Origin of the sequence: Archangium gephyra (assembly GCF_049060025.1) — a bacterium.
Classification (GTDB): domain Bacteria; phylum Myxococcota; class Myxococcia; order Myxococcales; family Myxococcaceae; genus Archangium; species Archangium gephyra_A.
Genome location: NZ_JBMEQQ010000002.1, coordinates 4,817,996 through 4,832,263, shown reverse-complemented (window position 1 = coordinate 4,832,263; position 14,268 = coordinate 4,817,996). Strand labels below are relative to the sequence as shown.

13 protein-coding genes and 2 pseudogenes are annotated in these 14,268 nt (G+C 70.9%); 4 read left to right on the top strand and 11 right to left on the bottom strand.

Going from position 1 to position 14,268, the window contains the following annotated elements:
* The first annotated feature begins 129 nt into the window (after nucleotides 1–129).
* A complete protein-coding gene (gene pfp, locus ACN28I_RS21005) occupies nucleotides 130–1,449 on the top strand; it encodes a diphosphate--fructose-6-phosphate 1-phosphotransferase (RefSeq protein ID WP_420943746.1) in 1,320 nt (439 codons plus the stop codon).
* Between the two features lie 43 nt (nucleotides 1,450–1,492).
* Here the strand turns inward: pfp and ACN28I_RS21000 are convergent, their stop codons facing one another.
* The 8 genes and pseudogenes from ACN28I_RS21000 to ACN28I_RS20965 all read right to left on the bottom strand — a co-directional run bounded on the left by ACN28I_RS21000 (nucleotide 1,493) and on the right by ACN28I_RS20965 (nucleotide 8,793).
* Complete coding sequence (locus tag ACN28I_RS21000) at nucleotides 1,493–2,479, bottom strand: sensor histidine kinase (RefSeq protein ID WP_420943745.1); 987 nt, start codon at nucleotides 2,477–2,479, stop codon at nucleotides 1,493–1,495.
* A 152-nt stretch (nucleotides 2,480–2,631) separates the two neighbouring features.
* Complete coding sequence (gene gpmI, locus ACN28I_RS20995) at nucleotides 2,632–3,882, bottom strand: 2,3-bisphosphoglycerate-independent phosphoglycerate mutase (RefSeq protein ID WP_420948685.1); 1,251 nt, start codon at nucleotides 3,880–3,882, stop codon at nucleotides 2,632–2,634.
* Nucleotides 3,770–4,174 (bottom strand): annotated as a pseudogene (locus ACN28I_RS20990) (hypothetical protein); the annotation flags it as partial. The gene gpmI and the pseudogene ACN28I_RS20990, both read right to left, overlap by 113 nt.
* An 83-nt stretch (nucleotides 4,175–4,257) precedes the next feature.
* Nucleotides 4,258–5,310, bottom strand: a complete 1,053-nt coding sequence (locus ACN28I_RS20985) for an MXAN_6577-like cysteine-rich protein (RefSeq protein WP_420943744.1) — start codon at nucleotides 5,308–5,310, stop codon at nucleotides 4,258–4,260.
* A 19-nt stretch (nucleotides 5,311–5,329) separates the two neighbouring features.
* Nucleotides 5,330–6,454 (bottom strand): RNA ligase RtcB family protein, encoded by a 1,125-nt coding sequence (locus ACN28I_RS20980; RefSeq protein WP_420943743.1) that lies wholly within the window; start codon nucleotides 6,452–6,454, stop codon nucleotides 5,330–5,332.
* 59 nt (nucleotides 6,455–6,513) lie between these two features.
* Nucleotides 6,514–6,978 (bottom strand): 23S rRNA (pseudouridine(1915)-N(3))-methyltransferase RlmH, encoded by a 465-nt coding sequence (locus ACN28I_RS20975; RefSeq protein WP_420948684.1) that lies wholly within the window; start codon nucleotides 6,976–6,978, stop codon nucleotides 6,514–6,516.
* Nucleotides 6,975–7,508 carry a ribosome silencing factor gene (gene rsfS / locus ACN28I_RS20970; RefSeq protein ID WP_420943742.1) on the bottom strand — a complete coding sequence of 178 codons (534 nt, stop codon included), beginning with the start codon at nucleotides 7,506–7,508 and terminating at the stop codon, nucleotides 6,975–6,977. The genes ACN28I_RS20975 and rsfS overlap by 4 nt, the downstream gene beginning before the upstream one ends.
* A 16-nt stretch (nucleotides 7,509–7,524) precedes the next feature.
* Nucleotides 7,525–8,793, bottom strand: a complete 1,269-nt coding sequence (locus tag ACN28I_RS20965; RefSeq protein ID WP_420943741.1) for a glutamate-5-semialdehyde dehydrogenase — start codon at nucleotides 8,791–8,793, stop codon at nucleotides 7,525–7,527.
* Between ACN28I_RS20965 and ACN28I_RS20960 the strand changes: the two genes are divergently transcribed.
* Nucleotides 8,792–9,130, top strand: a complete 339-nt coding sequence (locus ACN28I_RS20960; RefSeq protein WP_420943740.1) for a tetratricopeptide repeat protein — start codon at nucleotides 8,792–8,794, stop codon at nucleotides 9,128–9,130. The two genes, ACN28I_RS20965 and ACN28I_RS20960, sit on opposite strands and share 2 nt — an antisense overlap.
* Nucleotides 9,131–9,137: 7 nt before the next feature.
* On the opposite strand, the gene ACN28I_RS20955 is transcribed toward ACN28I_RS20960, so the two are convergent.
* The gene (locus ACN28I_RS20955) at nucleotides 9,138–10,190 is read right to left on the bottom strand and encodes a hypothetical protein (protein ID WP_420943739.1); all 1,053 of its coding nucleotides are present in this window, start codon (nucleotides 10,188–10,190) and stop codon (nucleotides 9,138–9,140) included.
* A 106-nt stretch (nucleotides 10,191–10,296) separates the two neighbouring features.
* Between ACN28I_RS20955 and ACN28I_RS20950 the strand changes: the two genes are divergently transcribed.
* Complete coding sequence (locus ACN28I_RS20950) at nucleotides 10,297–10,839, top strand: hypothetical protein (RefSeq protein WP_420943738.1); 543 nt, start codon at nucleotides 10,297–10,299, stop codon at nucleotides 10,837–10,839.
* Here ACN28I_RS20950 and ACN28I_RS20945 read toward each other — a convergent pair.
* Complete coding sequence (locus ACN28I_RS20945) at nucleotides 10,836–11,948, bottom strand: TetR family transcriptional regulator (protein WP_420943737.1); 1,113 nt, start codon at nucleotides 11,946–11,948, stop codon at nucleotides 10,836–10,838. The genes ACN28I_RS20950 and ACN28I_RS20945 overlap by 4 nt on opposite strands.
* A 240-nt stretch (nucleotides 11,949–12,188) precedes the next feature.
* Nucleotides 12,189–13,597: pseudogene (locus ACN28I_RS20940) on the bottom strand (sigma-54-dependent transcriptional regulator).
* 37 nt (nucleotides 13,598–13,634) lie between these two features.
* On the opposite strand from ACN28I_RS20940, the gene ACN28I_RS20935 reads away from it, so the two are divergent.
* Complete coding sequence (locus ACN28I_RS20935) at nucleotides 13,635–14,219, top strand: NUDIX hydrolase (protein WP_420943736.1); 585 nt, start codon at nucleotides 13,635–13,637, stop codon at nucleotides 14,217–14,219.
* The last annotated feature ends 49 nt before the right edge of the window (nucleotides 14,220–14,268 follow it).

Sequence of the window (14,268 nt, the reverse complement as noted above, 5' to 3'; positions counted from 1 at the left end):
CAGGCGATGCACGCGGGCGGATAGAGGAGCTCGAGGAGCGAGGGGATCACGGTGCGGGAGTTAATACGGATGGACGGGGGCCGGGAAGGTTGTCTGGACCTGGAAGAAGTCTTCGGCTTGGATGGACCCATGAAGAAGCTCGCCATCGTCGTCGCCGGAGGACCTGCTCCGGGCATCAACAGCGTGATTGGAGCGGCCACCATCCGCGCCCGCCTCTCGGGTGTGGACGTGCTCGGCATCCAGGATGGTTTCAAGTGGATCTCCGAGGGGGACTTGTCCCACGTCGTTCCCCTCTCCATCGATGACACCAGCCGCATCCACTTCCGCGGCGGCTCGTACATCGGCATCTCCCGGGCCAACCCCACCCGCTCCCCCGAGCACTTCCAGCGCACGCTCGACGCGCTCCAGAAGCTCGACGTGGGCATGCTCATCACCATCGGCGGGGATGGCACCGCGACGCTCGCGCAGATCATCTCGGAGAAGACCCGGGGCAGCATCCGTGTGGTCCACGTCCCCAAGACGATCGACAACGACATCGACCTGCCCTACGACGTGAGCACCTTCGGGTTCCAGACCGCGCGCCACGTCGGGGTGGAGATCGTCAAGAACCTGATGGTGGACGCGAAGACGACCCACCGCTGGTACTTCGTCGTGGCCCAGGGCCGCAAGGCGGGGCACCTGGCCCTCTCCATCGGCAAGGCCGTGGGCGCCACCAACACCATCATCCCCGAGGAGTTCCAGAAGGGGTGCCCCGTCGCGTTCAACACCGTGGTGGACATCCTCGCGGGCTCGGTCATCAAGCGGCTGGGCTACGGCCGCCAGGACGGCATCGTCATGCTGGCCGAGGGCCTCGCGGACTGCATCGATCCGGAGGATCTGGCCAGGCACACGGAGATCCCCCGGGACCACATGGGCAACATCCACGTGGCGGAGATCAACCTGGGCGAGGTGCTCGAGAAGGCGGTGAAGGAGCGGCTCGCCGGCCTGGGCATCAAGGCCACGCTCATCACCAAGTACATCGGGTACGAGGTGCGCTGCGCGGACCCCATTCCCTTCGACATGGAGTACACGCGCGACCTCGGCTACTGCGCGGCCCGCTACATCATCGAGGGCGGCACCGAGGCGGTGGTCTCCATCGTCAACGGGCGCTTCCAGCCCATCTCCTTCCAGGACATGAAGGACCCGTCCACGGGGCGGCCCCGGGTGCGGCTGGTGGACGTGGACTCGGACCGCTACAAGATCGCCCGGAGCTTCATGCTGCGGCTCAAGCGGCAGGACTTCGAGCAGCCGGAGGAGCTGGCCCGGTTCGCCGCGGCCGCCCGCCTCACGCCCGAGGCCTTCCGCGAGCAGTTCTACCACCTGGTGAAGGACGAGCCCCAGGTGGCTATCGACGTGGAGATGGGGCTCGCCGCCAAGGCGGTGGAGCCGACGGGCGGCCCGGCGAAGTAGGGCCGGGTGCTGGCCTGCCCCTGAGCGCCGTCAGGGCCTGGGGTCAGGCGGCGCGGGCGGTGAGGTCCTCCTGGGCGGAGCAGGCCTCGTAGATGGGGAGGCTCACGCGGAAGGTGGTGCCCTGGCCCACCTCGCTCCGGACGGAGATCTCCCCGCCCAGCGCGGTGATGATGCCGTGGCACACCGAGAGCCCCAGGCCCGTGCCCACGCCGACCGGCTTGGTGGTGAAGAACGGGTTGAAGATGCGCTCCAGGTTCTCCGCCGGGATGCCGCAGCCCGTGTCACTCACCTCCACGGCGACCTGGTGGGGGCCGGCCATCCGGGTGGAGATACGGATCTCGTTCCGTGCCGTCTGCCCCGGCGAGATGGAATGGGCCGCGTTGATGAGCAGGTTGAGGAACACCTGGCACAGGCGCGCCTTGTGCGCATGGACTCGAGGTACCGCCTCCAGCGATTCCACCAGGCGGGCCCGGTCGCGCAGCTCGTACGCCGCCACCTTCACCGCGCCGCGGAGGCTGGCCACGACATCCACGGGACCGCGCTCCATGTCGTTGGGGTGGGAGAGCACCTTGAGGTCACGCACGATGAGGCTGACGCGCTCGGCGCCGTCGCGGGCCTCGGCGATGGCCTCGATCATCTCCTGCTGCTCCTCCGGCGTGGTGGCGCCCCCCGTGCGCAGGAGCTGCTGCTGCACGTAGTCGAGGTTGCCGACGATGAAGGCGAGCGGGTTGTTGATCTCGTGCCCCAGGCCCGCCGCGAGCTGGCCGATGGTCGCGAGCCGGTCGGCGAAGAGCAGCTGCGCCTGCGCGGCCTGGAGCTGCTTCAGGCTCTCCTGGAGCCGGGCGTTGGCCAGCTCCAGCTCGCAGGTGCGCTGCCGCACGGTCTCCTCCAGCAGGGTGGTGTAGTGGCGGCTCTCCCGCTCGGACAGCTCGGCCTCGGCCCTCAGCAGCCGCTTGCGGATGGCCTCCGCGCGCTCGGCGCGGCTTTCGAGCACCGTGAACGACCCTCCCATGCCTTGCGCCTTCATCATGCGGACCTCGCGTGCGGAACGGCCCATGGCATTGCGAGGCGCATGCCACCGTGCCTCCCGGGGAGGCGGGGGGCGCGGGTGTGGCGTTTCGCCCCAGGGGTGGGCACCGAGGGGTGCGGCATTCTGGGTGGGTGCGGCGATCCGCCACAGGCTCAGGGGAGCAAGCCCAGCCGATTCATCTCGGACGGCTTGGGCAGTCCCATGACCTGGAGCAGCGTGGGAGCGATGTCCGCGAGGATGCCGGGGCGCAGCTTCTGCCCCCGGAAGTCCGGATGGATGAGGTGGAAGGGCACCGGGTTGAGCGTGTGCGCCGTGTGGGGCTCTCCGGTGGCCGGGTCGCGCATCTGCTCGCAGTTGCCGTGGTCCGCGGAGATGGCCAGCACCCAGCCGTGCCGGGCGCAGGCCTGCCCCAGTTGCCCGAGGCACTCGTCCACCGTGGTGACGGCCCTCATGGCCGGTTCCAGCAGGCCCGTGTGGCCCACCATGTCCGGGTTGGCGAAGTTCACCAGCGCGAAGTCGTAGGCCCCCGATTCGATGCGCCGCACCAGCTCCAGGGACACCTCGCGCGCGCTCATCTCGGGCTTGAGGTCGTACGTCTTCACGTCGCGCGGCGAGGGCACCAGGTGCCGGTCCTCGCCCGGGTACACCACCTCGCGGCCCCCGTTGAAGAAGAAGGTGACGTGCGCGTACTTCTCGGTCTCCGCGGTGCGGAACTGGCGCCAGCCCGCGTGCGCGATGGCCTCGGGGAAGATCTCACTCGGCTGGTCGGGCGCGAACGCCACCGGCAGGCCGAACGTCTCGTCGTACTGGGTCAGGCACACGTACATGCCCAGGTGCAGGCCGCCCCGGTCGAACTCCTTGAAGTCGTCGAAGGCGAGCGCGCGCGTCAGCTCGCGGGCACGGTCCGCGCGGAAGTTGAAGAACAGCACCACGTCGCCATCGCGGATGCGGCCCACCGGGGTGCCGTCGCCGTGGGCGATGATGGTGGGTTTGATGAACTCGTCCGTCACCTTCTCCGCGTAGGAGGCGCGGATGGCGGAGAGCGCATCGGGGGCCTTGGGGCCCTTGGCGTGGACGATGGCCTCGTAGGCGAGCTGCACCCGGTCCCACCGCTTGTCGCGGTCCATGCCGTAGTAGCGCCCGCCCACGGTGGCGATCTGTCCGGTGCGCGTCTCGCGCAGGAACTTCTCCAGTTCCTCCACGTAGCCGAGCCCGCTCTGGGGCGGGGTGTCGCGTCCGTCGGTGAAGGCGTGGACGTAGACGTGGGGGACGCCCCGCTCGTGCGCCGCCTTGAGGAGGCTGTAGAGGTGCTCCATCGACGAGTGCACGCCGCCGGGGGACACCAGCCCGAGCAGGTGGACGGCCTTGCCCTCCGCCTTGGCCTTGTCGAACGCGGCGCGGATGACGGGGTTGGCGGCGAGCTTCTCCGGACTCGCTCGCCCGGTTGATGCGCACCAGGTCCTGGTAGACGATGCGGCCGGCGCCGATGTTGGTGTGGCCCACCTCGGAGTTGCCCATCTGCCCCTCGGGGAGACCGACGGCCAGCCCGGACGTCTGCAGCTCCGTGTAGGGAGTGCCGTTCGTGAGCGCGTCGAGGTGGGGCGTGCCGGCGAGGGCGATGGCGTTGTCGTCGCGTTCCTTGCGGACGCCCCAGCCATCGAGGATGCAGAGGAGGATCTTGTGCGCGGGCTTCATGCCGGAAACCTAAGGGTGGGTTTCCGGAGGTGGAGTGGGGTAGGGGCAGGGTGCGCGGGCGCTCGGCTGGTGGGCCCCACGGCTCACGGGAGGGCGCAGAGCCCGGCCGAGCACACCAGCCCGCTGCCGCAGACCCGGCCGCAGGTGCCACAGTTGTTCGCGTCCGAGCGTACGTCCACGCAGCCGCTCCCGCAGAAGACGAGGGGCTCGGCGCACTGGCAGCGGCTGTTGGTGCACGTCTCGTCCACGGCGCAGGCTCGGCCGCAGGCACCGCAGTGCTGCGTGCTCGTGCGCAGGTCCACGCACTGGCCATCGCACTCGGCCTGGCCGGACGGACAGGCACACGCGCCCCGGGTGCACACCTGGCCCGAAGTGCAGGCGTTGCCACAGGTGCCGCAGTGGCGTGCGTCGCTCGTGAGGTTGGCGCAGGTGCCGTCACACTCGACGCTGCCCACGGGGCAGTCGAGGCGGCAGCGGCCTCCCACGCACACCTCGTTGGAGCCGCAGGCCGTGCCGCAGGTGCCGCAGTGGAAGGCGTCGGACTGCACGTCCACGCAGCCCTGGCCGCAGCGGCGCAGGCCCGGGTCACACGCGTCCACGCATTCGCCGTCCTGGCACAGGCCCGCGCCGCACGCGTTGCCGCAAGCGCCGCAGTGGTTGCCGTCCGAGCCGAGGTCCGTGCACGCGCCATCGCAGGCGGTCAGCGGGGGCTCGCAGGCGCAGGAGCCCGCAGCGCAGGACTCACGGGAGCCACAGGCCGCGCCGCAGGTGCCACAGCTCGCCGTGCTCGTCTCGAGCGCCACGCAGCCGCGCTCGCACTGCGTCAGCCCGGCGGCACAGGCGTCCGTGCACCGGCCCCGGCTGCACACCTGTCCGTCCTCGCAGGCCGTGCCGCAGGTGCCGCAGTGGTTGGCGTCGCCGCGCGTGTCCACGCATGCCGCCTCACAGCGTGTCTGGCCGGCGGCACAGGCCGGCAGCTCGTCCCTGGGGATGCAGCGCTCCTCCATGCACACCGAGCCCTCGGGGCACCGGGGATCATCGGGCTGGCCGCAGAAGGAGGGCGTGGTGCGCGTGCACCCGAGGCCAGTGACACACGTCATCACCACGAGCAGGAGCAGACGCGGGAGCGGGGACATGGGGGGCCGGGACTCTACCCTACTCGCGCCGGGTGCGCGTCTTGTAGGTGAGCACGGGCGCGAGCGTCGCCACCACCCGGACGAGCCCCGCGTCCACGAGGTCCTGCACCACGCGGTCGATGGCCTTGTACGCCGGAGGAGCCTCCTCGAAGAGCAGGTCCCGGTCCTCGCAGATGACGTGGCTCTTGAAGGAGGTGCGGGTGAGGGCCTCGGGGGTGAAGCGCTCGCGCATGCGCTCGCGGGCACTGGTGCGCGTCCACTTGCGGCCGGCCCCGTGCGCCAGGCTGTAGGCATGGCCCGCGCCGTCGCCCAGCGGCAGCACCAGGTAGCTCAGCGAGCCTCGGCTGCCGGGAATCACCACCGGCCCCTGGTCCGAGGGCGCCGCGCCCTTGCGGTGCAGCCAGCAGGTGTGTCCCTCGTGCTGCTGGGGGGTGACGCTGTTGTGGCAGACATCGAGCACCCGCCGTCCCCCCGCCGCGATGCCCTGCATCATCCTTCCGGCGATGGTGGCGCGATTGGCCCGCGCCCAGGACACTGCGTGGTCATGCCGCGAGAGGTACAGCCGCGCCTCGTCCGAGTCCTCCACGAGGCTCCCGGTGCCATGCCGGTCCACGTGGGCCCGGAGGATGGCCTCGCCCAGTCCCCGGGAGCCGGAGTGCACCAGCAGCAGGAGCCGGGCCGTCTCCAGCCCCAAGGCGGTGAAGGTCTCCGCGTCGTGCACCGCGTCCACCCGTTGCACCTCGGCGAAGTGGTTGCCGCCCCCCACCGTGCCGAGCGCCGCCTCGAAGCCGCAGGGCTTCACGCCCATGCTGGCCAGGACCGCGTCCGTGTCGCCCTCCCACGGTCCCTCCAGGTCCAGGCGCGCCGCCCATCGCTCCGGCTTCGCCTTGCGCGCGGGGAGATCCAACTCCCACAGGCCCATCCCACAGCCGATGTCGTTGCCGACGAGGAAGGGATAGAAGAGACCTTCGGATGCGAACGCGGCGCCCACGGGAGCGCCCTTGCCCGGGTGCAGATCCGGAAGGCCCACGGCGGAGCGCATGCCGGGAAGCCGCGAGGCGGCCTCGAGTTGGCGGACGGCTTCACCCTCCACCCACGAGTGGGGCGAGGCGATGACACGGACGTGAGGGGTGGGGGAATTCATGTCCCCTCGGACGCGCGTGCCGTCCGCTGCCTGACGGCACCGCCCGGACGGCTGCCCGCCTACTTGTGGTAGGGCTCGCCCTTGAGAATCGTGAAGGCGCGGTAGAGCTGCTCCACCAGCACCACCCGCGCCAGCCGGTGCGGCAGCGTCATCTTCGACAGCGAGAGCACCAGGTCCGCGGATTGTCTCACCCGGTCGTCCAGGCCCTCGTCCCCGCCGATGACGAGCAGCAGATCCTTCGCGCCATCCTGGGCCCGGCCCACGTACCGGCTGAATTCCACCGAGTCCAGCAGCTTGCCCCGCTCGTCGAGCGCGACAATCAGATCCTGCGGCTTGCGGCGCGCGAGGATGGCCTCGGCCTCGGCGGCCTTGGCATCCGGCGCCTTGCCCTTCTTCCCACCCGCCTCGGGCAGCTCCAGCAGCTCGAAGCGGGTGTAGTGGGCCAGGCGCGAGGCGTACTCCTGGACCGCGGGCTCATACAGGCCCGAGCGGTCCTTGCCGATGGAGAGGAGCCGGACCTTCAGGCCACCTTCTCCCGCGACGCGTCGGCCCAGAGGCCCTCGAGGTCATAGTGCGAGCGCGCCTCGGAGAAGAAGAGGTGGGCCACCACCTCGCCGAAGTCCAGCAGCACCCACTGGCCGGTGTCCATGCCCTCGTGGCCGATGGGGCGCAGGTTCTCCGTCTCCTTGAGCTTCACCAGCACGTGCTCGGCCATGGCCGACACCTGCCGGTCGCTCTCGCCCGAGGCCACCACGAAGTAGTCCGCGTAGGACGTCATCCCGCGCACGTCGAGGATGACGATGTCCAATCCCTTCTTGTCCGACAGCAGGGTGCCAATCTTGCGCGCCAGCCCATGGGCGCGCGGGTTCTCCGCGGGAGCGCCGACGGCCGCGCCTCCGGGCGAAAGCGCCTTCTTCTTGGTGGTCTTCTTCCGCGCGGGCAGCTTCTTGGCTGCTCCCTTCTTCGCCGCGGTCTTGGTGCGTGCGGTGAGCGACGTCGCGCTCTTCTTCTTGGCCGCTGCCTTCTTCGTGGTCGTCTTCTTCTTGGTCGCCATACGTGTCCGGGGCACCCTAGCGCACCTGCCCCTGTCCCAGAATGACGTACTTCTGGCTGGTCAACTCTCGCAACCCCATGGGCCCAAAAGCGTGCAGTCGGCTGGTGGAAATCCCGATCTCCGCCCCCAGCCCCAGCTCGCCCCCGTCGTTGAAGCGGGTGGAGGCGTTCCACGCCACCGCGCTCGCCTGGGCCTCCCGGGTGAAACGGCCCGCCACCGCCTCGTCCGAGGTGACGATGGCCTCCGTGTGTTCGCTTCCGTACCGGGCGATGTGTCCCAGCGCCGCGTCCAGCCCGTCCACCACCCTCACCGCCAGGATGAGGTCCAGGAACTCCCGCCCCCAGTCGTCCTCCGAGGCCGGGGTCACCGCCACCCCGGCCCGGGAGAGCACCTCCACCGTGGCCGCGTCCCCCCGCAGCTCCACCCCCTTCGCCACCAGCTCCCGGCCCGCCTGGGGCAGGAAGCGCTCCGCCACCGCCCGGTCCACCAACAGGCACTCGGCGGCGTTGCACACCCCCGGGCGGCTCGTCTTCGCGTTCACCGCGATTCGCGTGGCCATGTCCAGGTCCGCCGCCGCGTGCACGTACACGTGGCATACACCCTTGTAGTGCTTCACCACCGGAATCCGCGCGTTCTCCGCCACGAAGCGGATGAGGCCCTCGCCCCCTCGGGGGATGCACAGGTCAATCAGCCCCTCCAGCTTCAGCAGCTCCAGCAGCGTCTCGCGCTCGCCCGGGGGCACCGGCTGGATGCACGCGGCCGGCAGTCCCGCCTCGGTGACGCCCGCCGCCAGCGCCGAGGCGATGGCCGTGTTGGAGCGTGCCGCCTCGCTCCCCCCGCGCAGCAGTGCCGCGTTGCCGCTCTTGAGGCACAGCGCCGCCGCGTCGCTCGTCACGTTGGGGCGGGCCTCGTAGATCATCAACACCACTCCCAGCGGCAGCCGCACCTTGCGCACGTGCAGGCCGTTGGGCCGGTCCCACTCCTCCGTCACCTCGCCCACCGGGTCCTTCAGGCCCGCCACCGACTCCACCGCCCGGGCCATGCCCTCCACCCGCGAGGCGTCCAGCAGCAACCGGTCCAGGAAGGCCCCTCCCTTGCCGGAGGCCCGCGCGGCGGCCATGTCCGCCTCGTTGGCGGCGAGCAGGGTGGGGAGGGCTTCGCGCAGGTGGCGCGCCATGGCCCGCAGGGCCTCATCCTTCTGGCCGGTGGGGGCGGTGGCGAGCACACGGGAGGCCGCCCGGGCGGCCTCGGCGAGGGAGCGCACGTCTTCCTTGGCAACGGACATGCCTCTCCTCTATCACCGCCCCATGAGCAACGCCCGGTTGGAGCAGTTCAAGCAGATGGCGGCCGAGTTTCCCGACGCGCCCATGGCGCACTTCTCCCTGGGAAAGGCCTATTTGGAGCTGAGGCAGTACGCCGAGGCGGCCCAGGCCCTGGAGACGGCGGTGCGGTTGGACCCGAGTTACGCCGCGGCCATGGTGTCCCTGGGGGACGCCTACACCGGGGCGGGACAGACGCAGCAGGCCCGCGAGGTGCTCACCCGCGCCCGCGACACGGCGCTCGCCCAGAGCCACGCCAGCCTCGCCGAGGAGATCGACGAGCGGCTGTCCGGCCTGGACTGAGGCCCGTTTACGGCCGCCAGGTGAGGCCCACGCCCCCCACCTGGCGGAAGTAGAAGAGGCCGTTGCGCGACAGCTCGGTGCCGTACATCGCGAACGACAGCTCCACATCCACCCGCTCGCTCAGGGGCCGGGCCAGCTTCAGCGACAGCATGTGCTGCCCCTCGTCGTCGTCGAGCAGGGTGATCTCCGGCGAGAGGAAGACGCCGTCCGGGTAGAGGTTGAGGCCCAGCGCGCCCTGGGCCATCAGCGTCAGCTTCCAGGGCAGCCGCACCCCCGCGGTGCCGCTCAGCCGGTGGCGTTGGACGGACTCGCCATAGCTGTTGGAGCTGGTCTCCAGGTACGAGTAGGTCAGCCCCAGCGCCAGCGGGCCCTTGTAGCTGTAGCCCGCGCTCGCCATCAGCACGCCGTCCTGGCGCCGCCCCGTCCACTGCTGCGGCGAGCTGTCCGGCGGGTACCTCACGGAGGAGCTGAAGCGGCGTTGGCCGTACTCCCCGGTGACGGTGAAGGCATGCCGCCTGTCCAGGCGATAGCGCGCGAGGAAGCCCACCTCGGGGCTGCCGAAGCTGGCGGAGAAGTTGGGGCGGTAGAGGAAGCGGTGCGCTCCGGCGCGCACGCGCAGGGAGAGCCGGGCATCCGGGGCATGCTCGAGGAAGACGGACGCCGCCAGGTCCGTGTACGCGCGGCTGCCGCCCCGCCGGTCCTTGGCGCGCCCCTCCACGCCCACCCCCACCGTCTCTCCCACGGCGAACGAGCCCTCCAGCGCGGCGGCCTGTACCAGCACGTCCTCGCCGGCAAAGGCCACGTACTTGCGGCCGCCGCCGTCGTAGCGGCCCACGAGCTGCCAGCGGTCCGCGGTGTAGCGGCCCTCTCCCGTGGCGAGCAGGCCGAATACCGTGTCCAGGGTGTCCGGACGCTTCTCGCCCTGGCTGAAGTCACGCGGCGCGTTGCCGTCCAGCATCAGCCGGCCCGCCACGCGCAGCTGTCCCTCCACGTCGGCGGCATGCGCGCCACCGGCGAGCGCCAGGGGAAACACCACGAGCGCGGAGAGGAGCCGTTTCAACGGGCGCAACATACTCCCTGCCATGGCCGCATGCCCTGTCCACGAGAGGGCAGCCTGCCGGGCGGGGCGATGACTGCGTGCCCGGACGATCGGTAGAGTGGGTGCCATGCGACTCACATCCGTACTCCCCGTGTGTGCCCTGCTCTGGCTCGCGGCCTGCGCTCCCCCCGGCTTCACCGCGGAGGTGAAGGGCGAGACGACCGTGGCCGGAGATCCAACGGGCATCTCCACCGTCCTCGACGCGTTTCCGGCCATCGGCAGCTTCTCCAGCCTCGACTTCGACCAGAACCAGGACTTCAAGAACCAGGGCGTCACCAAGGAGCAGGTGTCCTCCGCGAGGCTGCAGTCGCTGAGCCTCAAGGTGCTCTCTCCGGCGGACCAGGACTTCTCCTTCCTCGACACGCTGGAGTTCTACGCGAAGGCGGGGGACCAGGAGGTGCTGGTGGCCTCCAAGCGGAACATCGCCTCGCTGAACCTCAAGGCGCCCAACCCGGTCCTGGTGCTGGACGTGACGGGCGCGGAGCTGCAGCCCTTCATCACCGCGCCCTCCATGAGCATCAGCGTGCGAGGCAAGGGCCGCAAGCCCTCGAAGGAAGTGCGTCTGCAGGTGGACGTGAAGCTGGACGTGCAGGTGCGGCTGCTGGACTAGCGCAGCTCGCGGGCCCGGCGCTCCAGCGAGCCCGCGCGGGAGTCCAGCTCGCGGGCGAGCGACTCGAGCCGGGCCGCCTCCGCCTCCAGGCTCCGCAGGTCCTCCGGGTTGCCGCTGGCGAGCGCCTGGGCACGCACCGTGCCCACCTGGGGCCGGGCGTCGGAGGCACGGTAGATGGGCGCGACCTGCTCCACCGGCTCCAGGCCTCCTCCCATGTCCGGCGAGCCCGTCCCTCCGCCGCCTCCCGGCGCCCCTGGTACCGGACTGCCTCCGCCGGAGGTGTACGGCGGCGGCGGGTCCGCCTGCGCGCCCCCCGCCGAGACGCCCTCCTGCGGCGAGCGGTTGAACAGGCCTCCGCCGCTGCGCTGGGAAGCCTCCACCGAGATGGACTTCGTGGAGGAGTCGAAGCGCAGGCGCATCTGCCGGTCCTGCTCGTCGAACATGGACTCCTCACCGAGGAAGTCGCTCATGCGCCGGTCCAGCTCGCGCTCCTCGCGCACCTCGGTGATGCGGCCGCGCAGGGCCTGGAGGCGCTGGCGCACCTTGTCCTCGGAGTCGCGCAGCACGTCCGCCTGCTCCAGCAAGTCCTCCGGGTCGTCGCTGGACTCGCGGCGGTCGAATGCCGGCACCTGGGAGGCGGGCAGCGCGGAGCGCAGTGCATCGCGCTCGGTGCGCAGGTCGCGCATGCGGGCAATCAGCTTGGAGCGGGCCTCGCGGTCCGGGGTGGCGTCCCACGCGGCGCGCACCCGGGCCAGCTCGTCGGAGAGCGCCGTGTGCAGCGCCAGGTTGCGGCGCTCCGCCTCGGTCTCGGCCCCGGCGAGCGACTGGGCCAGCCCGGAGAGCTGGCCGGACAGCTCCTGCGACTGCCGCAGCGCCGTCTCCAGCTCCGGGCCCGCCACCAGCCGGCCCTTCTGCTCGGACTTGAGCTGCTCGATGCGTCCGGCCAGGGTGTTGAGCTCCGCGCGCAGCACCTGCTGCCGGTCTCTCAGGTCTCGCACCTGGCCGCGCGCCGTGCGGGCCTCGAGCCGCAGCGAGTCCACTCCCGAGGCCGCCCACACGGGTGCACCCAGGGTGAGACACAGCAGGAGGGGGAGCAGGACGCGCTTCATCAATCCCGTCCTAACAGCAAGCCGGATGCCAGGGCCAATCCCCGTCCGGGCGTTTCCTTGCCCACAAAACCCGAGAGGTTCCGCGGACTTCGCGCACGGCCGGGCCAGGGTTGCTGAGGGGGAATGACGGAAAACCACGATGGGAGCGGGGAGGCGGTAGATTTTCGAGGGGGCGGTTTCTTTTCTACAGCCGGACGCGGCGCTCCGCCACCCGCTGGATTCCGGCCCGCGGGGGCCGGCTCAGTTCTCCTCGGGGCGCTCGCTCCTGGCGATGAAGCCGTACTTCTCCAGCTTGTAGTAGAGCGCGGACGTTTTGATGCCCAACAGCCGGGCCGTCTCCGTCTTCACGCCGCCGGCCTTCTCGTAGGCGCGGGCGATGAGCTGGCGCTCGAGGTCCTCGAGGATGTCGGGCAGGGGCCGGTCCCCCATGGGCACGGGCAGGCCGGAGTCGGCCCGGGGCGGGGTGCCGGTGAGGTGCGTGGGCAGGTCCGTCGCGGCGAGCGTCTCGCCCTCGGCGAAGACGAGCGACTGCTCGATGACGTTCTCCAGCTCGCGCACGTTGCCGGGCCAGGCGTAGCGGGCCAGCGCGCGCAGGGCGGTGTCCTCCAGGGCCTTCACCCGCTTGTTCACCCGGGGGGAATGCTTGGCCACGAAGTGACGGGCCAGCGCGGTGATGTCCTCGGGGCGCTCGCGCAGGGGCGGAATCTGCAGGGGGACGATGTGCAGCCGGTAGTAGAGGTCCTCGCGGAAGCGGCCGGCCTTCACCTCGGCCTGGAGGTCGCGGTGGGTGGCGCTCACCACGCGCACGTCCACCTTGAGCGTCTCCTCGCCGCCCACGCGTTGGATTTCCTTCTCCTGGAGCACGCGCAGCAGCTTCGTCTGGACGGAGTGGGGGATTTCACCAATCTCGTCGAGGAAGAGGGTGCCGCCGTCGGCGAGCTCGAAGCGGCCGAGCTTGCGCTTGACGGCGCCGGTGAAGGCGCCGCGCTCGTGGCCGAAGAGCTCGCTCTCCAGGAGCGTCTCGGCGAGGGCGGCGCAGTGGACGACGACGAAGGGCCCGTCCTTGCGGGGGGAGAGCTGGTGGAGCATGCGCGCCACGAGCCCTTGCCGGTGCCGGACTCGCCGCGCACGAAGACGGTGGCGTCGGTGGCGGCGGCCTTGCGCACCATGCCGACGAGCCGCTGCATGGGCTCGCTGTCGCCCACCATGAGGTTGCCGTGGGCGAGGGCGGCGTCGGACTCGAGCGCCTCGGTGCGGGCGGACAGGCGCTCCACCTGGCGGCGGGCGGAGGACAGCTCCAGGCCCTTCTCCACCTTGGCGCGCAGCACGTCCGGGGTGAAGGGCTTGGTGATGAAGTCGTAGGCGCCCTGCTGCATGGCCTGCACGGCCGTCTCGATGGTGCCGAAGGCGGTGACGACCATGACGACGGCGGCCGGGTCGTGCGCCTTGAGCGTCCGGGTGACGGCGATGCCGTCCATGCCGTCCATCTTCAGGTCGGTGACGACCAGGTCGAAGGGCGTCTTCTTGTAGGCGGAGACACCGTCGGTGCCGGAGCGGGCGGCCGTCACGGTGTGGCCGGAGCGGGTGAGGGTGACGGCCATGCCCTCGCGGAGGGTGTCGTGGTCGTCGATGACGAGGATGCGGGCCATGGACGCGACCATATATCAGTGCACAATGCGCCCGCCCATGAGCACCCCCCTGACGGCCACCCCCCTGACGTCCCTGCACGAGCTGCTGGCGCGCCACGTTCCCACCGACGACAAGGAGCGGGAGGACCTGGCGCGGATGCGCGCCCTGGCCACGGAGCTGGAGAAGCCCTTCTCGCGGGCCCAGGAGCGGGGCCACTTCACCGGCAGTGCGGTGGTGGTGGATCCGGCGGGCGAGCGGGTGGTGATGGTGCACCATGGGAAGCTGAAGCGGTGGTTGCAGCCGGGCGGGCACGCGGAGGAGGCGGACGCGGGCAGCATGGAGACCACGGCGCTGCGCGAGGCGCGGGAGGAGACGGGGTGCCGGGTGCGGCTGCACGCGAGCGCGCCGAGGCCGCTGGACGTAGACATCCACACCATTCCGGCGCGCAAGACCGAGCCGGAGCACGTGCACCTGGACGTGCGCTACCTGGTGGTGGCGGAGGACCCGGAGTCACTGGCGCATGACCCGGGTGAGTCCTCGGGCGCGCAGTGGCTGACGTGGGACGAGGCGCTGGCGCGGGCGGACGAGGCGCCCCTGCGGCGCTTGATGGAGAAGGCGCGGGCGGCGGCGCGCGCGGGGTAGCAGCGCACGCTCGAGGGGCGCCGTGGAAAATTCGAGCGTGTTTGTCATT